The sequence below is a fragment of the Stenotrophomonas sp. WED208 genome (assembly GCF_040984485.1).
Classification (GTDB): Bacteria; Pseudomonadota; Gammaproteobacteria; order Xanthomonadales; family Xanthomonadaceae; genus Stenotrophomonas; species Stenotrophomonas riyadhensis.
Map to the genome: position 1 here is coordinate 4,104,886 of NZ_JAZARB010000001.1, position 20,493 is coordinate 4,125,378.

Genomic DNA, 20,493 nt, shown 5'->3' on the forward strand with positions numbered 1-20,493 from the left:
CATTGCCGCATCAACGGCGTATGCTGCATTGCATCAAGCCACTCCCTGATGCCCCCATGGCCGCCGCCTTCAGCGATCGCTTCAGTGATGCCACCCGCCAGCTGGCCGCCGCGGCAACGCGTGCGAACCGGTTGGCGTTGGAGAACGCGGAAAGCATGTTCGGCGTGCAGCTGAAGGTGATGGAGCGCAACCTGACCGCGACCAGCGGCTGGCTGGGCGAACTGGCCCGCAGCGAGGATGCGGCCGGGATGCTCAACAAGGGGGCGCAGCTGTGGCAGGACAACCTGCAGCGGCTGGGCCAGGCCCAGCAGGACGTGGTCGGCCTCGGCCTGCAGGCCGGCAAGGCCTGGTCCGAACTGGTGCAGGGCTACAACGAATCAACGGCGGACGCGAGCAACCACTGACGCGACGCAACGCTCATTGCGTGGGTCCCTCCCCCCACGCAATCCGGACCCGGCAGATCCCTCCCTCTGCCGGGTCTTTTTTTGCCTGTCGTCTGGATTGAGGAGCGCTTCTTCGTCTGGACTCTCCGCCCGCTGATGGGCCCCGCCGGGGTGGGCAGGGATCTGGGCAAATGTCCCCCGGCGCCGGCCGTTGGCCGTCACCTCCTCCTTTACTTTGCCCAGACCCCTGCCCGCCCCGACGAGGCTCGGCTTGCGGCAGGTAAAGCGTAGTGCTCGCAGCAGCCTTTCAAGGAGGCGCCGACGAATTCCGAACGCAGGGCGGAAGCCCTTGCGTAGGAAGTAAAGGGGGAGGTGACGGCCAACGGCCGGCGCCGGAGGACATTCGTACGCAAGGGCCTCCGCCCTGCGCCGCGCAGAACAAACCGCCACAAGCGCGTCTTCGTCCGGATTCGCCGCGAACTGATGGGCCCCGCCGGGGCAGGCTTGCGGTGAGTAGAGCGCAGCGCGCGGCAGCCTCTCAATGAGGCGCCGACGAACTCCGAACGCAGGGCGGAGGCCCTTGCGTACGAAGTAAAGGGGGAGGTGACGGCCAACGGCCGGCGCCGGAGGACATTCGTACGCAAGGGCCTCCGCCCTGCGCCTTGCAGAACACACCGCGAAGGAACCTCAGCGCCCGCGACCACCGTGCCAGTGCTGATGCCACGCCTGGAACATCAGCACGTTCCACAGGTGCGTGTGCCACTTGCGCTCACCACGCAGGAACGCCTCCCAGATACCGCGCACGCGCGCAACATCGAAACACCCCTGGTTGCGCAGCAGCTGCGGATCCAGCAGCGCCTCCGCCCAATCGCGCAGCGGGCCGGCCAACCAGCGCGCCATCGGCGGACCGAAACCGCGCTTGGGGCGATACACCAGCGGTTCCGGCAGGTAGCGCGCCAGCAGGTGCTTCAGAATCCGCTTGTGCTCGCCATCGTGGTACTTCAGGTGCTGCGGCAGGCGCCAGGCCAGGCGCACCACCTCCATGTCCAGCAGCGGCGCACGCGTCTCCACGCCCGCCGCCATGCCCGCGCGATCGACCTTGGCGAGGATGCCCTCGGCCAGATCCATGCGGAAATCCAACAGCTGGATGCGCGCCTCGGCCGGCAGCGCAGTGTCCTGCTGCTGGAAGATCGTCATCGGCTCACGTGCGCCCAGCACCACCTGCGCCGGCTGCCGCCAGCGCGTCACTCGCTGCAGGTAATGCCCTTCCACATCGTTGGCGGCAACCTCGGCCACCAGCGCACGCCAGCCGCCCAGGCGGCCACGCTCCACGTTCATGCGGTTGCCACTGCGCCGCGCCAGGTCACGCACCCAGTCCGGCAAGCCACCGCACAGGCGTGCATTGCGCAGTGCGCGGCCATAGCTGGGATGACCGAAGAACAGTTCATCACCGCCATCGCCGGTCAGCGCCACCGGCTTGCGCGCGCCCAACAGTTCACTGGCCAGCAGCGTCGGCAGCTGCGACGCATCAGCGAACGGCTCGCACCAGACCTGCGGCAGCCGCTGCAGCAGATCCAGGCCCTGCCGCGCGTCCATCCGGTGCAGGTGGTGCTGCACACCCAGATGGCGCGCGACCTGCGAGGCCCAGTCGCTCTCATCATGGCCGGGATCATCGAAGCCGACCGTCCACGCTTCGATCGGAAGCGTCGACTGCGCCTGCATCATCGCCGTCACCAGCGAGGAATCGGTGCCGCCGGACAGGAACGCACCGCAGGCCAGCGGCGAATGCATGCGTGCGGCGATGGCCTTCTGCAGCACAGCTTCCAGCTGGTCGGTCGCCTGCTCCAGGCTCGGCGCCGGCTGCAGCGGTTCCTGCAGTGCGCTCTGCATCGCATCGCGTGCGCACCAGTAGCGCGCGCCCCCCTGCGCGGCCTGGCTGGAGTAACCCGCGGCATGGTCGCTGAGATCGATGCGCAGCATCGCGCCCGCCACCAGCTTGTGGATGCCGCGGTAGATGGTGTGCGGCGCCGGCACATAGTCATGGCGCAGCAGCAGGCTCAGTGCGTCCTGATCAATGCTTGGGGCAAAGCCGGCGAACGCCTGCAGCGCCTTCAGCTCGGAGGCAAACAGGAACTGCCCCTGGTACCAGCCGTAATACAGCGGCCGCTCGCCCACCGGGTCACGGGCCAGCCACAACTCACGCGATTCGCGGTCCCACACACTGAAACCGAAGGCGCCCTCGATGCGCGACAGCGCCCGCTCCACGCCCCACTCGACGATCGCCTGCAGCAGCACGCGGGCATCGCTGCAGCTGCGCGGCAGATCACGCAGCTGCGACTGCAGATCAACGCGGTTGTACAGGCGCCCATCCAGGCACAGCACGTAACGGCCGCAGTCCGAGCTCAGCGGCTGCAGCGGGGTGTCGGTCGGCGCCCGGCAGTGGCCCAATGCGAGGCCGGCCTCCGCGTCGGTCCAGTAGCCGATCCGGCCGCGGCCGCGTTGCTGCAGGGCACGCAGCATCGGCGCCAGCTGCTGCAGCAGGTGCTCGTCCTCGGCCGGCGGCAGCCAGGCCCCGACCACGCCGCTCATCGGGCACCTCCGCAGCGGCAACGGCGGGACGGGTTCAGCAGGCAGAGGGCGGCGGGCGACATGGGGACGGCACGCGGAACGGAGGAGACTCCATGCTCGGCCCGTCCCCCACCCGGCGTCAGTCGCTTTGCTGTCAGCGATGGTCACCGGACGTATCACGAAGGTAACGTTTTGTAACGGCAACCGGCTATGCTGGGCGCCAAGTTGTTGCCGGGGCTGAGACCCGGCCCGTGCGCCAGCAACCCCGGCTGAATGGCGCCCGCCCCCTGGACCCGGGTGGCCCGACGGCTGGGATAGCATCGCCGCGCTCGTGCCGTGGCGGTACGTTTGCGCCCACGGAGGCCTTGAAAATGCTGGATATCGTACTGGTCGAAGACGATGCCCGCCTGGGTACGATGGTCAGTGACTATCTGCAGCGGCATGGTTACCAGGTCGCCCACGAACGCAGCGGCGAGCGTGCGGTGACCCGGATCCTGGCCGAGAAGCCGGCCCTGGTCCTGCTCGATGTCGGCCTGCCGGACCAGGATGGTTTCGAAGTGTGTCGGCAGATCCGACCCCACTACGATGGCATCATCTGCGTGCTGACGGCCCGTACCGACAACATCGACCAGGTGCTGGGGCTGGAGCTGGGCGCCGACGACTACATCGGCAAGCCGATCGAGCCGCGGGTGCTGCTGGCCCGCCTGCGCGCCCACCTGCGCCGCCACCGCCGGGTCGAACCGCGGGATGGCAGCCTGCGCTTCGGCGAGCTGAACATCGACCCGTCCACCCGTAATGTGCACCTGCAGGGCGCCCTGCTGGAGCTCACCACCGCCGAGTTCGACCTGTTGTTCCTGCTGGCCAGCAATGCCGGCCAGATCCTGGACCGCGACGCGCTGCTGCGCGGCCTGCGTGGCATCGCCTTCGATGGCCTGGATCGTTCGATCGATGCCCGCATCTCGCGCCTGCGCCGCAAGCTGGGCGACAACCCCGAGCAGCCGGAACGGATCAAGACCGTTCGTGGCCGCGGCTACCTGTTCAGCCGCTCGGCATGGGGATGAAACGCACACCCTCGGCGATGCGCGGCCACGCCTTCCACTTCCTGCGCTACGGCATCGGCTTCCTGGTTGCCCACCTGTTGCTGATCGTGCTGGGCCTGTGGGCCTGGGATGCCCTGCTGGAAGACCGCACCGAAGCCGGACTGCAGGCCGAGATGCGCGGCACACATGCGCTGCTGCAGCATCGCTTCGCCGAGACTCCACGCGAGCAGTGGCCGGCGCTGGCGCGCGAACTCGACGCCGATTTCGCCTACGCGCTGCGCATGGTGCCGCTGGCCGAGGCAGTAAAGGAGCTGCCGGCCAGCCAACGCCCGCCGTTCAACAACGGCCGCGTGCAGATCGACCTGGAGCACATGCGCAGCCTGCAGCGGATCGGCGACAGCGACTATGCGGTGATGCTGGGGCCGCTGGACGAAGCGCTGCCGGATGAAGGCTGGCAGGACAGCGAAGTATCCGGTGTGGCGATCCTGCTGCTGATCCTGATGGTGGCAGTGGCACTGCCGATGTATGTAATGGTCTACCGGCTGTGGCGCGACGTCTCTCAGCTGGCCCAGGCGGCACGGCAGATGCGCGACGGCCAGCTGGACACGCGTGCACCGCGTGCCGGTACTGCCCTGGTACGGCCGTTGGCGAATGCCTTCAACCACATGGCCGAGCAGCTGCAGCAGCTGCTGGAAAGCCAGCGCGTGCTGGCGCAGGCGGTGGCGCATGAAGTCCGCACGCCGTTGGCGCGGATGCGTTTCGGCCTGGCCGACCTGGAGGACACCGCGCTCGATGATGTGCAGCGCGATGCACTGGGCGGGCTGCGCACCGACGTCGATCGCTTGCAGCACCTCACCGATGCCGGCGTCGAGTACGCCGCACTCGGTCGCTGCCATCAGCTGACCCGCCAGCGCCTGCAGCTGGCGGCGCTGGTACGTGGCGTGGTGGCCCAGTTCGCACCGCTGCCAATGCCGGTGCAGCAGGCGCTATCACCGGTAGGCCTGGTCAACGTCAATCGGCACATGCTGGAACTGGCGCTGCGCAACCTGCTCGGCAATGCCCTTCGTTATGCACGGCGGCAGATCCGCATCGCCAGCACGGTCAACGACGGCTGGCTGTGCCTGCAGGTGGAGGACGACGGTCCCGGCATCGCGCCGGAACTGCGCGGCCAGGTGCTGCAGCCTTACGTCCGGCTGGACCCGGGCAGCCCCGGTTTCGGCCTCGGCCTGGCGCTGGTGCAGGTGGTGGCCGATAAGCATGGCGGCCACGTCGAGGTCACCGATTCGGAGTTGGGCGGTGCCTGTATTCGCCTGCACCTGCCGCTGGAGACCGGCGGCATCGTGGAGTGCGAAGCGGCCTGCTAGGCCGCTGGCTCCGCACGCGGCAAGGCAAATACGAACAGCGCGCCCCGCTCGCTGTCGCGCAGCTCGATCCTGCGGCCATGCAGCTGCACGATGCGCTGCACGATCAACAGGCCCAATCCGCCGTTCTCGCCGCGCCGCGCGCCCAGCGCGGCCGGCGCCTGGAACAACTGGTTTCGCAGCGCTGGCGCCACCCCGGGGCCATCATCGGCCACGCTGACCTCCACGCTGTCGGGCGTGGCACGCAGGCGCACCTCGATCTGGCCACCGTCGGGCGCATGCCGCAGCGCGTTGTCGAGCAGATTGGTCAGCACCCGCTCGACCAGGCCCAGGTCGGCGCGGACCAGCGGCAGGCCGGGCGGAAACGCCGCGTGCAGCTGTTGGCCACGCGCCTGCGCGGCCAGCTCGAACTTCTGCAGTACGTCCTGCAGCAGTTCCGGCAGCGCGAACACTTCCCACTCCAGGCGCACTTCGCCATGTTCCAGCCGCGCCAGCTCGAACAGCGCGCGTGCCAGGCGACCGACCTTGGCGCTCTGCGCCAGCGCAATGCCGAGGTAGCGGCGGCGCTCGTCCGGCGACAGCGTGGCGTCCTTCAGCGCCAGCGTTTCCAGATAGCCGTGCAGCGACGACAACGGCGTGCGCAGGTCATGCGAGATGTTGGCCACCAGTTCGCGCCGCTGCAGGTCCTGCTGGCGCAACTGCTGCCATTGCTCACCCAGCCGCTGCGCCATCTGCGCATGCGCCTGTTCCAGGATCACCAGTTCATCGCGCTCACCGGGCCGCAGTGGCGCCGGCGGCGGCAGTGGGGTCGGCGCGTCGATGTCGAACGCCTGGATGCGCCGGGTCAGCCGCCGCAGCGGGCGGGTCACCCAGTAGAACGCCACCAGCCCGGCCAGCAGGCCGAGGCCCCCCACCAGCACGACTGACCACAGCGTGGTGTTCCATTGGCTGCCGGCGGCGAGATCGTCAGCCAGCATCTGCCGGTGCTCGCCGACCAGCACCACGTACACATAGCCGGCCTGGCGGCCCTGCACGATCAACGGTGCGGCACTGAACACCTTGCGGCCATCGGCACTGCGCGGGTCATCACCGAGGATCGGCAACGGCGCACCCGACAGCAGGCGGCGCAGCGGTGCCACGTCCACCTTGTTGCGCACCAGATGGCCGCTGGGCGCATCGTGGCCCAGGATGCGTCCCTGGTCGTCCAGCAGATAGACCTCGACGCTGGGATTGACCGCCATCAACTGGCCGAACAGCGCGCGCACCGCGGCATCGCGCATGCCGCTGGTATCCATCAGCTCGCTGCGCTGGGCGATGTGCTCGGCCAGGCCCAGCGACAACCGCTGCACCACCTCCTGCTCGTGGCGGGTGTTGGCGCGCATCTGCAGTGCCAGCAGCGCCATGCAGCACATCAGCATCAGCGCGGCGGTCACCACCGCCAGCTTCTGCCACAGGTTCGGCTTGATCATGCCGCCGCCCCGGCCGGATCGACCAGCTTGTAGCCGCGGCCCCACACCGTCAGCAATCGCCGCGGGTTCGCCGGGTCGGGTTCGATCTTGCTGCGCAGGCGGTTGATGTGGGTGTTGACCGTGTGCTCGTAACCATCGTGCTGGTAGCCCCAGACCTGGTTGAGCAGTTCCATGCGTGCGAACACCTGGTCCGGATGACGGGCGAAGAACAACAGCAGGTCGAACTCGCGCGGGGTCAGCTCCAGCGCATTGCCATCCACCGATGCGGTGCGCGCCACCGGATCGAGCCGCAGCCCGCCCAGCTCGATCGCACCGGCATCGATGCGCGCGCTCTGCGCCATCGCCTCGGCGCGGCGCAGCAGCGCGCGTACCCGTGCCACCAGTTCCGGCATCGAAAAGGGCTTTGCCAGGTAATCGTCCGCGCCCAGTTCCAGGCCAACGATGCGCTGGGTTTCGCTGCCACGCGCACTGATGATGATGATCGGCACGTAGCGCGCCATCGCGCGTGCGCGCTGGCACACCTGCAGCCCGTCCACGCCGGGCAGCATCACGTCCAGCACCAGCGCATCCCACGGGCCGTCCTGCTCGAGCAGGCTCAGGCCGGCATCGCCGCTGGCGGCATGGGCGACGTCGTAACCCTCATCGCCCAGATGCATGCGCAGCAGGTCGGCGATGTGGGCATCGTCTTCAACGATCAGCACGCGTTTGGCGGACATCGGCAGCTCGGGGCCAGTGGGGAGGCTGGCTGCATTGTGGCGCGGGACGGCCGCCGATACCTCACGAAAAATTGAATCCTGCGTGAGGATTCGTTGACCCGGGCGGGCGCAGCATGGCCCCGTCGCCCCTTCCCGGAGTCCGCCATGTCCCTCTCCCGCCGCCATCTGCTGGGCCTGGGCGGTGTTGCCACCGCCGCCGGGCTGCTCGGCCTGGGGGCCTGCAGCCGCGCCGCCCCGGCCGCCGCCGAAGCGCGTCCGTCGCGACAGTTCGAGGTCATGCACAGTGATGCCGAGTGGCGCCAGCGCCTGACCCCGGCGCAGTACGCGGTGCTGCGCCAGCAGGCCACCGAACGGCCGTGGAGCAGCCCGCTCAACAAGGAACACCGGCAGGGCACCTTCGCCTGCGCCGGCTGTGCACTGCCGCTGTTCTCCTCCTCCACCAAGTTCGAGAGCGGCACCGGCTGGCCCAGCTTCTGGGCGCCGCTGCACAACGCCATCGGCGAAGACCGCGACGTCACCTTCGGGATGCTGCGGGTGGAGGTGCACTGCCGCCGCTGCGGCGGCCATCTCGGCCATGTGTTCAACGATGGGCCACGCCCGACCGGACTGCGCTACTGCATGAACGGTGCGGCGATGGTGTTCGTTCCCGGTGCCACTGATGGCACTGCCGACGGCTGGCGGGTGCCGGTCGGTTCTTCCCCTGCTTCCGGAGCCTGACGATGCTGCTGTTGCTGCTTGCCTATCTGGGGGGCGCGCTGACCCTGCTCAGCCCCTGCATCCTGCCGGTGCTGCCGTTCGTGTTCGCGCGTGCCGACCGTCCGTTCCTGCGCAGCACGCTGCCGCTGCTGCTGGGCATGGCGCTCACCTTCACCGTGGTCGCCAGCCTTGCCGCGGTGGGCAGCCAATGGGTGGCACAGGCCAACCAGGTCGGACGCTGGATCGCCCTGCTGCTGATGGCGCTGTTCGCGATCGCGCTGCTCTGGCCGCGGCTGGCCGACCACCTGCTGGCACCGTTCCAGCGCGTGGGTGCCCGCCTGAGCGCACGCGCCGATGCGGCGGATGCCGCGGGGCACGGCGGCGCGTGGACCTCGCTGCTGATCGGCATCGCCACTGGCCTGCTGTGGGCACCGTGCGCCGGGCCGATCCTCGGCCTGGTGCTGACCGGCGCCGCCCTGCATGGCGCCAGCGTCGGCACCACTGCGCTGCTGCTGGCCTATGCACTGGGTGCGATCACCGCACTGGCGCTGGCGGTGTGGATCGGCGGCCGGGTGTTCCGCGCGATGCAGGCGCGGCTCGGCCTCGGCGATGTCCTGCGCAAGGTACTGGGCGTGGCCGCGCTGCTGGCCGTCGTGGCGATCGGCCTCGGCTGGGATACCGGCCTGCTGACCCGACTGTCCACGGTCAGCACCGCGCGCATCGAGCAAAGCCTGCTGGACGCAGTGCCGGGCGCGCAGCCGGCTGCACCGCCGATGATGATGATGGCCGGTGCCAATGCCGGTGCCGATGCACCGCTGCCGGTGGAGGGCACCCTGCCCGCGCTGGATGGCGCCACCGGCTGGCTCAACAGCCCGCCACTGAGTGCACAGCAGCTGCGCGGCAAGGTGGTGCTGGTCGATTTCTGGACCTATTCCTGCATCAACTGCCTGCGCGCGATGCCGTTCGTGCACGAATGGGAGCGTCGCTACCGTGACCATGGGCTGGTGGTGATCGGCGTGCACACGCCGGAGTTCGCCTTCGAACGCAACCCGAGCAACGTGATGAAAGCGGTGCAGGAACTGAAGGTCGAGTACCCGGTGGCGCTCGACAACCAGTACACGATCTGGCGCGCGTTCAACAACCGCTACTGGCCGGCGCAGTACTTCGTCGACGCGCAGGGCAATATCCGCGGCCACCAGTTCGGCGAGGGCAACTATGCGCGCTCGGAACAGATGATCCGTCGCCTGCTGACCGAAGCCGGGCAGACCAACCTGCCACCACCGGCCGATCCCGCTGCCGCCGACCTGAAGGGCGTGGCCGTGCAGGCCGACATGGGCAACCTGCGTTCGCCGGAAACCTACCTGGGCCACGCCCGCGCCGAGCAGTTCGCCTCGCCCGGCGGGCAGCGCAGCGACACCGCGTTCGACTACACGCTGCCCACCACTCTGGCGTTGAACCAATGGGGACTGTCCGGGCGCTGGACCGTCACCGACGAGGCCGCACAGCTGCAGCAGGCCGGTGGCCGCATCGCCTTCCAGTTCCACGCACGTGACCTGCACCTGGTGCTGGCACCGAACGAGGACGGCAAGCCAGTGCGCTTCCGCGTCTGGCTGGATGGCAAGCCGCTGCCCGCCGCCGATGCCGGCAGCGATGTCGGCGCCGATGGCAGCGGCGTGGTCAACGAACACCGCCTGTACCAGCTGGTGCGCCAGCACGGCGCGGTCGGCCCGCATCGCTTCGAGATCGAATTCCTCGATGCGGGCGTGCAGGCCTATGCCTTCACCTTCGGTTGAAACGGGAGCACACGATGAAACTCTCTTTTGAACAAGGTATCGCCGCCGGTGTCGCCGGCTTGGTAGCTACTGCATTGATCGCTGGCGTGCTGCTGGTCGACCACGGCGCAGTCGCGGCACCGCTGGAAGCCAGCGCGCAGGCCAAGGCACTACCGGCGCCCAGCGGCGACGCCGCGTTCCGCGATGACGCCACCCATGCCAGCGTGGTGTTCGCCGGCGGTTGCTTCTGGGGCGTGCAGGGCGTGTTCCAGCACGTCAAAGGCGTGAGCAATGCGGTGTCCGGCTACATCGGTGGCAGCGCGGCCAATGCGCGCTATGAGCGCGTCAGCGGTGGCCAGACCGGTCATGCCGAGGCGGTGAAGATCGACTACGACCCGCGCCAGGTCAGCTATGGCCAGCTGATGCAGGTGTTCTTCTCGGTGGTGCACGACCCGACCCAGCTCAATCGGCAGGGACCGGACCAGGGCAGCCAGTACCGCTCGGCGATCTTCAGTGATGACGCACGCCAGCAGGCGGCCAGCCGCGCCTACATCGCCCAGCTCGGCCAGGCCGGCAGCTACCGCGCACCGATCGTCACCCAGCTGGTCAGCGGCCAGCACTTCTACCCGGCCGAGAGTTACCACCAGAACTACATGACCAACTACCCGCAGGCGGCCTACATCCGCTACTACGACGCACCGAAGCTGGCGGCACTGGGCAAGCAGTTCCCGGCGCTGTACCGGCGCGACGCGGCGCTGGTGCCGATGCGGTAACGACCCGGGTAGTGCCGGCCGCTGGCCGGCTCCTGCGGATCTGGGGATCGCCGGCCAGCGGCCGGTACCACCTCCCAAAAAAAGACGCACGGCCATCCAGCCGTGCGCTTGGGAAGTATCGGCCGTGCCCCGATCAGGCCCGTCCGACGATGACATGCTAGGCTCGCCATCATCATGGGTACAGCACCAGATGGCGGGAAGTTCGATGGATACAGATAACCAGAGCGCGATGATCCCACCCCGCTACCAACGGCTGTCCGATGAACTGGCCGAAGCCATCCACGGCGGACGCCTTCCGGTCGGCAGCCGCCTGCCTTCACTGCGGCAGATGGCCCTGCAGCGAAGGCTCAGCCTGAACACGGTGATCGCGGCCTATCGCCAGCTGGAGGACGCCGGCCTGGTCATTCCGCGGCCCAAAGCCGGCTTCGAGGTCGCGCCGCGATTGTCGGTGCCGGAACGTTCGCTGCGCGACACGCCGTCTGCGCCCACCGCGCCGCTGCAGCAGGTGTTGATGGCTCGCGTGCTGGAGGCACAACGTCGCTCCGGAGTGATCGACCTGGCGTTCGCCGGTCCGCGCGGTCGCCAGTTCTATCCGGGCGCACAGCTGGCCCGTCACACCGCGCAGGTGCTGCGTCACGGCCAGCAGACGGTGGAGACCTACGCGCGCCCCAACGGTTCACCCCGGCTGCTGGCGCAGATCGTGCGCCGTGGTCCACGCATGGGCCTGCACACCCACAGCGAGCGGCTCCTGCTGACCCACGGCGCGATGGAGGCCCTGCAGCTGGCGTTGCGTGCGGTTACCCAGCCCGGTGATGCGGTGGGCATCGAGGCGCCGTCCTACTTCAACCTGTACCCGTTGCTGGCCAACCTCGGCCTGCAGGCCATCGAGCTGCCCACCCACCCGCAGCACGGGCTGGATGTCGACGCATTGGATGCGCTGCTGGAGCACACGCCGCTGGCCGCACTGGTGGTGATGCCCACCGTGCACAATCCGCTGGGCTGCACCATGCCGACACCCGCCAAGCAACGCCTGGCCGAACTGGTCAACGCTCTCCAGCTACCGCTGATCGAAGATGCGGTGTACGCCGAACTGCAGTTCTGCGAGCCGCCGGCACCGCTACTGAAGGCGTTTGATCGCGATGGCTGGGTGATGGTGGTCGGTGGTTTCTCCAAGACGCTGGCGCCGGATTACCGCATCGGTTGGCTGGACGGGGGGCGCTTCGCCGAGCGCATCGCACTGCTCAAGTTCCAGTCCACCGGTGGCGAACCGCAGCTGCTGGGCGATGCGGTGGCGGCGTATCTGGAAGCAGGCAGCTACGAACACCACCTGCATCGCATGCGCCGGCTGTACCGCGAACAGGTGGGACGGCTGCGCCAGCTGGTGGCCGAACACTTCCCGGCCGGCACCCGTGCCACCGAGCCGCAGGGCGGCTTCCTGCTGTGGCTGGAACTGCCGGGCGTGGATACGCGTGAGCTGTTCGAGCGTGCGCTGGCAGAGGACATCGTGTTCATGCCCGGCCAGGTGTATTCACGTGGTGCGCGCTATCGCCACTGCCTGCGGCTGTCGTGCTGCCAGACGCTGGATGCGCGCTTCATCGGTGCGGTGGAGCGGCTCGGTGCGATCGCGAAGGAGCTGGCGGCTGCGGCACGGTAGTGCCGGCCGCTGGCCGGCAACCTCGGGATCGCCGGGTGGATGCAGTTGCCGGCCAGCGGCCGGCACTACCCAGGGTCACGCAAGCAGGTACGCCGACAGCGCTTCGCCATCCGCTCCCGGCAGATACGGCAGCCGCCCCCAGCACGGCATCGGCAGGCGCTGCTGCAGCGTGGTGATGTTCTCGTCCTGGCGCTGCATCGCCGGGTCGATGTGGTTGCCGATCCAGCCCAGGCACTCCACGCCGCTAGCCTGCAACGACTGCGTGGTCAGCCGCGCATGGTTGACGCAGCCCAGCCGCATGCCCACCACCACCAGCACGGGCAGCTGCAGTGCGCGCACCAGATCAAGCTGGTCCAGCGTGGCCGAGACTGGCGCCAGCCAACCGCCCACGCCCTCCACCACCACAACGTCGGCCCGCGCTCGCAGACGTTCGAACGCGGCCACGATCGGCGCCAGCTCCACCTGCACGCCATCCTCGGCAGCGGCCAGCTCTGGCGCCAGCGGCTGCCGCAGCGCGTACGGGTTCAGGTCGGCATAGTCCGGCACCGGCCAGCTGGCCGCCTGCAATGCCAGCGCGTCCTCGTTGCGCAGGCCCTGCCCCAGGTCTTCGCTGCCACTGGCCACCGGCTTCATGCCCACCGCACGCAGGCCGCGCCGGCGCAGTGCATGTAAGAGCGCGGTGCTGGCTGCGGTCTTGCCGATCTCGGTATCGGTGCCGGTAACGAACAGGGCGGGCGGCAGCGTGGCGGGCAACGGCATCGATAAGCTCCAGCGGGGCAACAGAGCGTGCATTATCGCCGGCCCGGCGCGCTTGCTAGACTGCGGGCATGTTCGCCAATGCCTCGCTTACCGGCAGCAAGCCGGAACAATACGCCCAGCTGCTGGAACAGGCCCGTGGCCTGGTCTACGGCGAGTCCGACCGCATCGCCAACGCGGCCAACCTCTCCGCACTGGTCTACCACGCACTGCCCGACCTGAACTGGGTGGGCTTCTACCTGAACGACGGCAAGGAGCTGGTGGTCGGGCCGTTCCAAGGCCTGCCAGCCTGCGTGCGCATCCCGTTGGACAAGGGCGTGTGCGGTGCCGCCGCCAGCCAGCGCGTGACCCAGCGCGTGGAGGACGTCGATGCCTTCCCCGGCCACATCGCCTGCGATTCGGCCTCGCGTTCGGAACTGGTGGTGCCACTGCTGCGCGACGATGAACTGATCGGCGTGTTCGACATCGACAGCCCGAAGGTGGGCCGCTTCGATGCCGATGACCAGGCCGGTCTGGAGGCGATCGCCCGCGTGTTCGTCGAGGCGCTGGGATGAGCGCACCGAAGCTGCGCAACATCGGCCCGAAGAGTGCGGCGTGGCTGCGTCAGGTCGGCCTGCGCAGCCGGGAGGATCTGGTTGCGATCGGCGCGGTCGGTGCCTTCGTCAAGGTCAAGCGCGCCGGCTTCAAGCCCAGCCTGAACCTGCTCTATTCACTGGAAGGCGCGTTGCTGGACTGCCATTGGCAGGAACTGAGCGAGCCGCAGCGTGAGGCGCTGGTGCAGGATTACGAAGCGCGCATCGCTGCGCATCCGCTGAAGGCGGCCGGCCCCGCTTCGGGCCCGGTGCATGAGCAGCGCTTCGATGCTGACGACGACGCTGAGGACAGCGTGGCCGAGCGCGCGGACGAGGATTGAGGCCTCCGCGTTCCTGGGGATGCCGGCCAGCGGCCGGCACTACCACTGTGATGCGGGATCGGTAGCGCCGGGTCATGCCCGGCGAGTGCGGTCAGGGCTGCTGCAGCTCCAGCAGTTCGCCCACCAGCCCGACCTCGCCGCGCTCGAGCCACACCCGCAGGCGTGTGCCGTGGTCAATACGCAGGGCCCAGCACAGCGACATCGGCAGGCCGCAGACCTGCGACAGCACCATGCGCAGCGGGCCGCCGTGGCTGACCACCAGCGTCGGCACCGGATCGTCATCATCAAGCAGGCGATCCAGCGCGCGCGCGATGCGACGTTCGAAGTGGCCCCAGCTTTCGCCGTTCGGCGGCGGGAACGCGTGCGGGTCGGCATGGAAGGCCGCCAATGCGTCCTCCGGCAGGTCGAACAGCGACTGCCCGTCCCACTCGCCGAAATCCAGCTCTTCCCATTCCTCGTCCGCTTCCACGTCCAGCCCCCGCGGCGTGGCCAGGGCCATCGCCGTGTGCAGCGAGCGCAGCCGCGGCGAACTGATCACCCGCTCCCAGGGCTGCGCAGCGTAGGCGTCGACCAGTTCCTGCGGCAGGCGGGCCAGCTGCGGTGGATCGCTGCGGCCATCGAGGAACTCATCGCGACCGTTGCCGGCATGGCGGACCAGGTCGAGGATCATGCGTGCGTCCTGTACAGGCAACGCGGGAACAGCGGAAAACGGGCGGACATCGGCAACGGCACCACGGGATCGAGGGACCATTCTAAGGGCACAGCAAAGGCAGTCGAGCAGGCTCGACGCTACGGGCCGCCTGCGATGCCGTAGACTGCGCGCACTTCCAGGTGACCTGCGGCCACGGCCGGCAGGTTGAAACGGGAAGCCGGTGACGCGTGATGCCACGCCAGGCCGGCGCTGCCCCCGCAACGGTAAGCACGTCAGTTCCAGGCAACACCGCCACTGTGCCGCAGGCATGGGAAGGCGCCTGGACGGTGGCCTCACGCCACCCGGCGGCAAGCCCGGAGACCGGCCCGGAAGCCTCAGGTCGCGATGCGGTGGGCATGGCGCTGGATGACCGCAGCCTGCGCTGCGGCGTCGGCGCATGCCTGCCTTCGCGGCTCCTCCCCTTCGCCACGCGGGCGTGCGTGGCACCTGGAGTCCCCCATGAAGCTGCAGTCCCGAATGCTGTCCCTGGCCATGCTGGCCGCTCTGCCCGCGCTGGCCCAGGCCGCCGATGACACCACCGCGCTCGACCAGATCCTGGTTACCGCCACCCGCACCCCGATTGCCCTGCAGGACAGCATCGCGCCGGCCCAGGTGATCGACCGCGCGCAGATCGAATCCAGCCAGGCCACCTCGCTGCAGGAACTGCTGCGCGGCCGCGCCGGCATCAACCTGACCAATGCCGGCGGCCTGGGCAAGCAGAGCTCGCTGTTCCTGCGTGGCACCAACTCGGGCCACACCGTGGTGCTGGTCGATGGCGTGCGCATCAACAGCGCCGACCTCGGCCTGGCCATGTACCAGGACCTGCCGCTGGCGCAGATCGAACGCGTGGAAATCGTGCGTGGCCCGCAGTCCAGCCTGTACGGCGCCGACGCCATCGGTGGCGTGATCCAGATCTTCACCCGCCGCAACCAGGGTGACTTCGCCCCGCACTTCCAGCTCGGTGGCGGCAGCAATGGCCTGCGCGAGGCCAGTGGCGGCATCGGCGGTGGCACCGAACGCGGCTGGTTCGGCGCTGACATCGCCTACCAGCATTCCGACGGCATCGATGCCTGCCGCGGCTCCTCCTCGGTGTTCTCCGCGGGCTGCTTTGCCGACGAGCATGACCGCGACGGCTACCGCAACCTGTCCAAGAGCCTGCGCGGCGGCTACAGCTTCAACGACCAGTGGACCGTGGAAGGCAGCGCATTGCGTGCCGACGGCAAGAACCACTACGACGGCTACTACAACTACTCGGAGACCCGCCAGCAGGTGCTGGCCGGCAAGGTGCGCTACACCCCGTCCGAACGCCTGGCGTTCACCGCCAACGTCGGCCGCAGTGACAACGAGTCGGACAACTTCGGCGCACCGGGGGTGTTCGGCAGCGCGCAGACCCATCGTGACAGCGCCTCGCTGCAGGGTGACTTCGGCGTGGCCGAGGGCCAGCTGCTGAGTGCAGGCGTGGATTGGAGCGAAGACAACCTGGATGGCAGCAGCGCGGGTTACCTCGTCGACAGCCGCCGCAACACCGGCGTGTTCGTGCAGTACCAGGGCCGCTTCGGCCGCCACCAGCTGCAGGCCAGCGCGCGCAACGACGACAACCAGCAGTTCGGCAACCACGCCACCGGCAGCGTGGGCTGGGCGATGGAACTGGAGCACGGCCTGCGCGTCAATGCCAGCTACGGCACGGCGTTCAAGGCGCCGACCTTCAGCGACCTGTACGACCCGTGGAGCGGCGTGCCGACGTTGAACCCGGAGAAGTCCAAGAGCGCCAATCTCGGTGTTTCGCAGCAGGGCCAGGGCTGGCATTGGGGCCTGGATGTGTACGAGACCCGCATCGATGACCTGATCACCTACGATGCGTCCACGATGAAGATGCAGCAGGTGGAGAAGGCGCGCATCCGCGGTGCCGAGCTGACCGGTGGCGTGCTGTTGGCCGGTTTCGACATCAACGCGCAGCTGAGCTACACCGACCCGCGCAACCGCACCCATGGCAGCACCCAGTTCGACAACTGGCTGCCGCGCCGTGCGCAGCAGACCGCGCGCCTGGACGTCGACCGCCGCTTCGGTGACGTCCGCGCCGGCCTGACCGTGCAGGGTGCAGGCAAGCGCTATGACAACGCCAGCAACTCGGTGAAGGTTGGCGGCTACGGCACGCTGGACCTGCGCGCCGAGTACGCGCTGACGCCGGAGTGGTCGCTGCTGGCGCGTGCCGCCAACGTGTTCGATCGCCGCTACGAGACCGTAGCGTGGTTCAACCAGCCGGGCCGCGAGTACCAGCTGAGCGTGCGTTACCAGCCGAAGTGACCGCAACGTTCATGGTAGTGCCGGCCGCTGGCAGGCAACATCATGACCTTCGGCAGCGCATTCCGGGTTGCCGGCCAACGGCCGGCACTACCCATTGCGTCAGCCGGGTCTGCCGGCCGGCGAACGGGATTATCCATTGCGTCAGGCCTGCAACCCCGGCAGCTCACGCAGGTCGTCGATCACCGCCACCGCATCTGCGGTGGCCAGATCCAGGCCGCGCGGATAGCCATAGCGCACCAGCGCGATCGGCATGCCGGCCGCTTCGGCGGCACGGTAGTCGGTCAACGAATCACCCACCATCAGGCAGGTGTCCACCGGCAACCCGAAGTGCGCGGCAATGTGCCGCAGCGGTTCGCCACTGGGCTTGCGCTGCGGCAGCGAATCTCCGCCCAGCACCAGCGCGAACGCATCACCGATACCCAGGTGCTGCAGCAGTGGCGGCACCAGCGCTTCGGGCTTGTTGGTGCAGATCGCCAGCGGCACCGCGCGTTCCCGCAGCTGTGCCAGCGCTTCGGCCACGCCGTCGAACAGGCGCGGGCTGCGCAGCAGGCACTCACGGTAGTGCAACATGAACACCGGCATCACTTCAGCCAGGTCGACCTCGCGACCGGCGGCATGCACGGCCTGCTCGACCAGGCGGCGCACGCCATCGCCGATCCAGCCCAGCACCGTGGCTTCCGGCACGCGTGCCACACCGATGTCCTCCAGCGTGCGGTTCAGTGCTTCGGCGATATCGGCGGCGCTGTCGACCAGCGTGCCATCAAGGTCGAACACGACCAGCGGATAGGGATACGACAAGGAACGGCACCTGCATGACGTGGAGCCGTCCATTGTACGCCGCTGGTTTTTGCGCCGATCCGCCTCAACCAATCCGGCGTGCGCGGGTGGCCAGGAAGGTGGGCAGATAACGGTCGATCAGGAAGCGCGGTTGCGGCTGCCAGTCTTCCATGAAGCGATCGATGATGAAGCCGGCATCGAGCTGACCACCGATCAGCTCGGTCAGGCTGTGGCCGAAGGTCAGTGCGTCACCCCGTGCCAGCTTCGCCTCGCGCTCGGCCGGCGCCAGGTCTTCCAGGTCCGAATAGGGGATGGCGTACTGCGGCCGGATCAGACCCTGTGCGTCCAGCTGCGGATCGCGCGCGCCGACGAACAGCACCGGGTTGTAGAAACTGGCCATCAGCAGGCCATCGGGTGCGAGAACGCGCCGGCATTCGGTCCACACCGGGCGCACATCAGGCACGTACAGGTTCGAGATCGGGTGGAACACCACATCGAAACTGTCGTTGGCGAACGCATGCAGATCGCGCATGTCACCCTGTACGGTGCGCAGCTGCAGGCCGTCACGCGCAGCGACCCTGCGGTCCTGTTCCAGCTGCCCGTCGGACAGATCGAACACGGTGACGTCTGCCCCGGCCGCCGCCAGCACCGGCGCCTGCTGGCCGCCACCCGAGGCCAGGCACAGGATGCGACGGCCGCGCACGTCCCCCAGCCAGTCCAGCGGCAGCGCGCGGGGCGTCAGCTGCACCTGCCAGCGGCCTTCGCGCGCGGCGGCGATCGTTGTGCTTTCCACCGGGCGCGACCATTCGCGCACTTCGCTGGCCTGTCGGTCCCAGGCGGCACGGTTGTGGTCGATCAAGGCCTGTCCATGGTTCATGCGTGCTCCTTGCCCGGTGGGCGCCAATCCAGATCCTGGAAGGCCGGGCTGGCGAAACACTCGCCCAGGAAATCCAGGAATCGCCGCATGATAGCGGGCTGCTGGCGCCGTGACGCGTACACGGCATGAATGCCCAGTTCGTCCAGGCTGAAATCGGGCAGCAGTTCGATCAGCTCACCACTGCGCAGCAGCGGCGCCACCTGGTAGGTCGGCAGCATGGCGATGCCGGCGCCGGCGCGCACCGCCTCCAGCAGCAGCGAGGCCTCGTTGGCGCTGATGTTGCCGCCCACCGCCACCGACAGCGAACGACCGTCGCGGTGCAGCTGCCAGAGGCTCTTGCCGACGTAATGATGGGTCAGGCAGTTGTGCGCGGCCAGATGCTCCGGCGCGGTCGGCGTGCCACGCGCCTGCAGGTAGGACGGCGTCGCGCACAGCACCGAGCGGCAGGTGGCCAGTCGCCGTGCGATCAGGCTGGGGTCGATCTGGCGCGCGATGCGCACCGCCAGGTCCACCCGCTCTTCCACCAGATTCACCGTGCGGTCGACCAGCAGCAGCTCGATGCGCGCCGCCGGATGGCGCGCGACGAAGCCAGCCACCGCCCGTGCCAGATGGCTCTGCCCGAACGAGACGCTGGCGGTCACCCGCAACGTGCCATGCGGCTCGGGATCATCGCTGGCCAGTTCGCCCTGCAGTTCTTCACCGATCGCCAGCATCTGCCGGAAGCGCGCCAGTGCCGCCTCGCCAGGACCGGTCAGGCTGACCCGGCGCGTGGTCCGGTGCAACAGGCGTGCGCCCAGCCAGCCCTCGACCTCGGCCAGATAGCGGCTGACCATCGCCCGCGACATGTCCAGCACCTCGGCGGCGGCGGTGAGGCTGCCGCGCTCGGCCACCTCGACGAAGACGGTCATGGCGGTCAATCGGTCCATATGCTCGATCCATGCAACAAACAAGCGCGTTATACGCTGTTTTTCGATCAACTGCAGCAGCCTAGAGTGGCCCCATTCCCACCCCACACCGCCCCACGGAGTCCTGCCATGAAGATCGCCCTCGTTGGTTCCACCGGCAACATCGGCCGCCAGATCGCCCGCCACGCGCTGGCCCGCGGCCACGAACTCACCGTCATCGTGCGCAGCGCACAGGATCTTCCGGCTGAACTGGCCGGTGCCCACCCGGTGATCGCCTCGCTGGATGACCAGGACGCCCTGGTCGCCGCCATCACCGGCAACGACGTGCTGGCCAGTGCTTACGGCCCGCGTCCGGGCGATGACATCGGCCGCGTCGGCGAGGTCGCCGCGCAGCTGGCTGCCGCCGCACGCAAGGCCGGTGTACCGCGCCTGGTGGTGGTCGGTGGCGCCGGCAGCCTGGAAGTGGCGCCGGGCGTGCAGCTGGTCGATACCCCCACCTTCCCGGAGGCCTACAAGCCGTACGCACTGGCCCATCGTGAAGCCTTCAACCGCCTGCAGGCGGTGGATGACCTGGACTGGACCTTCTTCTCGCCGGCCGCCGAAATCGGCCCGGGCGAAGAGCGTGGCCAGTACCGCGTGCAGCCCAAGGCCTTCCTGGCCGATGCCAGCGGGCACAGCCGCATCAGCTACGCCGACTACGGCGCGGCGTTCGTCGCCGAGCTGGAAGCACACCAGTACCCGAAGCAGATCATCACTGCGGCGTATTGATCCACGTGCGTCCCTTGTAGGGCCGAGCCCGCGCTCGGCGCTACGCGAACCTGCAGCCGGGCATTGGCTC

Annotated in this window: 19 protein-coding genes and 1 riboswitch; of the genes, 11 read left to right on the top strand and 8 right to left on the bottom strand. The window is 68.6% G+C overall.

What is annotated here, in order from left to right; genetic code table 11:
* Nucleotides 1-56: 56 nt before the first annotated feature.
* A complete protein-coding gene (locus VPH47_RS18710; RefSeq protein WP_107432464.1) occupies nucleotides 57-404 on the top strand; it encodes a phasin family protein in 348 nt (115 codons plus the stop codon).
* Nucleotides 405-1,070: 666 nt separating this feature from the next.
* Here VPH47_RS18710 and asnB read toward each other — a convergent pair.
* Entirely contained in the window at nucleotides 1,071-2,972 is a 1,902-nt protein-coding gene (gene asnB / locus VPH47_RS18715) for an asparagine synthase (glutamine-hydrolyzing) (RefSeq protein ID WP_110710957.1), read from the bottom strand.
* 350 nt (nucleotides 2,973-3,322) lie between these two features.
* Between asnB and VPH47_RS18720 the strand changes: the two genes are divergently transcribed.
* Nucleotides 3,323-4,012, top strand: a complete 690-nt coding sequence (locus VPH47_RS18720; RefSeq protein ID WP_004154050.1) for a winged helix-turn-helix domain-containing protein — start codon at nucleotides 3,323-3,325, stop codon at nucleotides 4,010-4,012.
* A complete protein-coding gene (locus VPH47_RS18725) occupies nucleotides 4,009-5,355 on the top strand; it encodes an ATP-binding protein (protein ID WP_110710956.1) in 1,347 nt (448 codons plus the stop codon). Before VPH47_RS18720 ends, VPH47_RS18725 begins: the two co-directional genes overlap by 4 nt.
* Here the strand turns inward: VPH47_RS18725 and VPH47_RS18730 are convergent.
* Both VPH47_RS18730 and VPH47_RS18735 read right to left on the bottom strand, forming a co-directional pair.
* A complete protein-coding gene (locus tag VPH47_RS18730) occupies nucleotides 5,352-6,821 on the bottom strand; it encodes a sensor histidine kinase KdpD (protein ID WP_164161807.1) in 1,470 nt (489 codons plus the stop codon). The two genes, VPH47_RS18725 and VPH47_RS18730, sit on opposite strands and share 4 nt — an antisense overlap.
* Complete coding sequence (locus tag VPH47_RS18735; RefSeq protein ID WP_368851463.1) at nucleotides 6,818-7,537, bottom strand: response regulator transcription factor; 720 nt, start codon at nucleotides 7,535-7,537, stop codon at nucleotides 6,818-6,820. The genes VPH47_RS18730 and VPH47_RS18735 overlap by 4 nt, the downstream gene beginning before the upstream one ends.
* Before the next feature lie 144 nt (nucleotides 7,538-7,681).
* Between VPH47_RS18735 and msrB the strand changes: the two genes are divergently transcribed.
* From msrB to VPH47_RS18755, 4 genes are all read left to right on the top strand, one after another.
* A complete protein-coding gene (gene msrB / locus VPH47_RS18740) occupies nucleotides 7,682-8,254 on the top strand; it encodes a peptide-methionine (R)-S-oxide reductase MsrB (protein ID WP_110710953.1) in 573 nt (190 codons plus the stop codon).
* A gap of 2 nt (nucleotides 8,255-8,256) precedes the next feature.
* Nucleotides 8,257-10,026 (top strand): cytochrome c biogenesis protein DipZ, encoded by a 1,770-nt coding sequence (locus VPH47_RS18745; RefSeq protein ID WP_368851464.1) that lies wholly within the window; start codon nucleotides 8,257-8,259, stop codon nucleotides 10,024-10,026.
* Between the two features lie 14 nt (nucleotides 10,027-10,040).
* Complete coding sequence (msrA, locus tag VPH47_RS18750) at nucleotides 10,041-10,778, top strand: peptide-methionine (S)-S-oxide reductase MsrA (protein ID WP_049398354.1); 738 nt, start codon at nucleotides 10,041-10,043, stop codon at nucleotides 10,776-10,778.
* Between the two features lie 205 nt (nucleotides 10,779-10,983).
* Nucleotides 10,984-12,432, top strand: a complete 1,449-nt coding sequence (locus VPH47_RS18755) for a PLP-dependent aminotransferase family protein (RefSeq protein ID WP_368851465.1) — start codon at nucleotides 10,984-10,986, stop codon at nucleotides 12,430-12,432.
* Nucleotides 12,433-12,507: 75 nt separating this feature from the next.
* Here the strand turns inward: VPH47_RS18755 and bioD are convergent, their stop codons facing one another.
* Nucleotides 12,508-13,191: a dethiobiotin synthase gene (bioD, locus tag VPH47_RS18760; RefSeq protein WP_312591265.1), complete on the bottom strand. Its 684-nt coding sequence runs from the start codon at nucleotides 13,189-13,191 to the stop codon at nucleotides 12,508-12,510.
* A gap of 68 nt (nucleotides 13,192-13,259) precedes the next feature.
* Here bioD and VPH47_RS18765 point away from each other — a divergent pair, with 68 nt between their 5' ends.
* Together VPH47_RS18765 and VPH47_RS18770 are read left to right on the top strand one after the other, a co-directional pair.
* Nucleotides 13,260-13,742, top strand: a complete 483-nt coding sequence (locus tag VPH47_RS18765) for a GAF domain-containing protein (protein ID WP_368851466.1) — start codon at nucleotides 13,260-13,262, stop codon at nucleotides 13,740-13,742.
* Nucleotides 13,739-14,101, top strand: coding sequence for a TfoX/Sxy family protein (locus tag VPH47_RS18770; RefSeq protein ID WP_032128727.1), 363 nt, complete (start codon nucleotides 13,739-13,741; stop codon nucleotides 14,099-14,101). Before VPH47_RS18765 ends, VPH47_RS18770 begins: the two co-directional genes overlap by 4 nt.
* A gap of 91 nt (nucleotides 14,102-14,192) precedes the next feature.
* Here VPH47_RS18770 and VPH47_RS18775 read toward each other — a convergent pair whose 3' ends face one another.
* The gene (locus VPH47_RS18775; protein ID WP_110710947.1) at nucleotides 14,193-14,771 is read right to left on the bottom strand and encodes a histidine phosphatase family protein; all 579 of its coding nucleotides are present in this window, start codon (nucleotides 14,769-14,771) and stop codon (nucleotides 14,193-14,195) included.
* 142 nt (nucleotides 14,772-14,913) lie between these two features.
* Nucleotides 14,914-15,137, top strand: a riboswitch (cobalamin riboswitch).
* A 114-nt stretch (nucleotides 15,138-15,251) separates the two neighbouring features.
* Between VPH47_RS18775 and btuB the strand changes: the two genes are divergently transcribed.
* Nucleotides 15,252-17,096, top strand: a complete 1,845-nt coding sequence (btuB, locus tag VPH47_RS18780) for a TonB-dependent vitamin B12 receptor (protein WP_368851467.1) — start codon at nucleotides 15,252-15,254, stop codon at nucleotides 17,094-17,096.
* Nucleotides 17,097-17,237: 141 nt separating this feature from the next.
* Here btuB and gph read toward each other — a convergent pair whose 3' ends face one another.
* From gph to VPH47_RS18795, 3 genes are all read right to left on the bottom strand, one after another.
* Nucleotides 17,238-17,894 (bottom strand): phosphoglycolate phosphatase, encoded by a 657-nt coding sequence (gene gph, locus VPH47_RS18785; protein WP_368851468.1) that lies wholly within the window; start codon nucleotides 17,892-17,894, stop codon nucleotides 17,238-17,240.
* Between the two features lie 64 nt (nucleotides 17,895-17,958).
* Complete coding sequence (locus VPH47_RS18790) at nucleotides 17,959-18,750, bottom strand: class I SAM-dependent methyltransferase (protein ID WP_368851469.1); 792 nt, start codon at nucleotides 18,748-18,750, stop codon at nucleotides 17,959-17,961.
* Nucleotides 18,747-19,676: a LysR family transcriptional regulator gene (locus VPH47_RS18795; RefSeq protein ID WP_153856215.1), complete on the bottom strand. Its 930-nt coding sequence runs from the start codon at nucleotides 19,674-19,676 to the stop codon at nucleotides 18,747-18,749. The genes VPH47_RS18790 and VPH47_RS18795 overlap by 4 nt, the downstream gene beginning before the upstream one ends.
* A 108-nt stretch (nucleotides 19,677-19,784) precedes the next feature.
* On the opposite strand from VPH47_RS18795, the gene VPH47_RS18800 reads away from it, so the two are divergent.
* The gene (locus tag VPH47_RS18800; protein WP_368851470.1) at nucleotides 19,785-20,423 is read left to right on the top strand and encodes an NAD(P)-dependent oxidoreductase; all 639 of its coding nucleotides are present in this window, start codon (nucleotides 19,785-19,787) and stop codon (nucleotides 20,421-20,423) included.
* Nucleotides 20,424-20,493 lie beyond the last annotated feature (70 nt).

Excerpts from the sequence above, each read along its gene's own strand:
- VPH47_RS18710 (WP_107432464.1), top strand. The coding sequence starts at position 57 with ATGGCCGCCGCCTTCAGCGATCGCTTCAGTGATGCCACCCGCCAGCTG.
- asnB (WP_110710957.1), bottom strand. The coding sequence starts at position 2,972 with ATGAGCGGCGTGGTCGGGGCCTGGCTGCCGCCGGCCGAGGACGAGCAC.
- VPH47_RS18720 (WP_004154050.1), top strand. The coding sequence starts at position 3,323 with ATGCTGGATATCGTACTGGTCGAAGACGATGCCCGCCTGGGTACGATG.
- VPH47_RS18725 (WP_110710956.1), top strand. The coding sequence starts at position 4,009 with ATGAAACGCACACCCTCGGCGATGCGCGGCCACGCCTTCCACTTCCTG.
- VPH47_RS18730 (WP_164161807.1), bottom strand. The coding sequence starts at position 6,821 with ATGATCAAGCCGAACCTGTGGCAGAAGCTGGCGGTGGTGACCGCCGCG.
- VPH47_RS18735 (WP_368851463.1), bottom strand. The coding sequence starts at position 7,537 with ATGTCCGCCAAACGCGTGCTGATCGTTGAAGACGATGCCCACATCGCC.
- msrB (WP_110710953.1), top strand. The coding sequence starts at position 7,682 with ATGTCCCTCTCCCGCCGCCATCTGCTGGGCCTGGGCGGTGTTGCCACC.
- VPH47_RS18745 (WP_368851464.1), top strand. The coding sequence starts at position 8,257 with ATGCTGCTGTTGCTGCTTGCCTATCTGGGGGGCGCGCTGACCCTGCTC.
- msrA (WP_049398354.1), top strand. The coding sequence starts at position 10,041 with ATGAAACTCTCTTTTGAACAAGGTATCGCCGCCGGTGTCGCCGGCTTG.
- VPH47_RS18755 (WP_368851465.1), top strand. The coding sequence starts at position 10,984 with ATGGATACAGATAACCAGAGCGCGATGATCCCACCCCGCTACCAACGG.
- bioD (WP_312591265.1), bottom strand. The coding sequence starts at position 13,191 with ATGCCGTTGCCCGCCACGCTGCCGCCCGCCCTGTTCGTTACCGGCACC.
- VPH47_RS18765 (WP_368851466.1), top strand. The coding sequence starts at position 13,260 with ATGTTCGCCAATGCCTCGCTTACCGGCAGCAAGCCGGAACAATACGCC.
- VPH47_RS18770 (WP_032128727.1), top strand. The coding sequence starts at position 13,739 with ATGAGCGCACCGAAGCTGCGCAACATCGGCCCGAAGAGTGCGGCGTGG.
- VPH47_RS18775 (WP_110710947.1), bottom strand. The coding sequence starts at position 14,771 with ATGATCCTCGACCTGGTCCGCCATGCCGGCAACGGTCGCGATGAGTTC.
- btuB (WP_368851467.1), top strand. The coding sequence starts at position 15,252 with ATGAAGCTGCAGTCCCGAATGCTGTCCCTGGCCATGCTGGCCGCTCTG.
- VPH47_RS18790 (WP_368851469.1), bottom strand. The coding sequence starts at position 18,750 with ATGAACCATGGACAGGCCTTGATCGACCACAACCGTGCCGCCTGGGAC.
- VPH47_RS18795 (WP_153856215.1), bottom strand. The coding sequence starts at position 19,676 with ATGGACCGATTGACCGCCATGACCGTCTTCGTCGAGGTGGCCGAGCGC.
- VPH47_RS18800 (WP_368851470.1), top strand. The coding sequence starts at position 19,785 with ATGAAGATCGCCCTCGTTGGTTCCACCGGCAACATCGGCCGCCAGATC.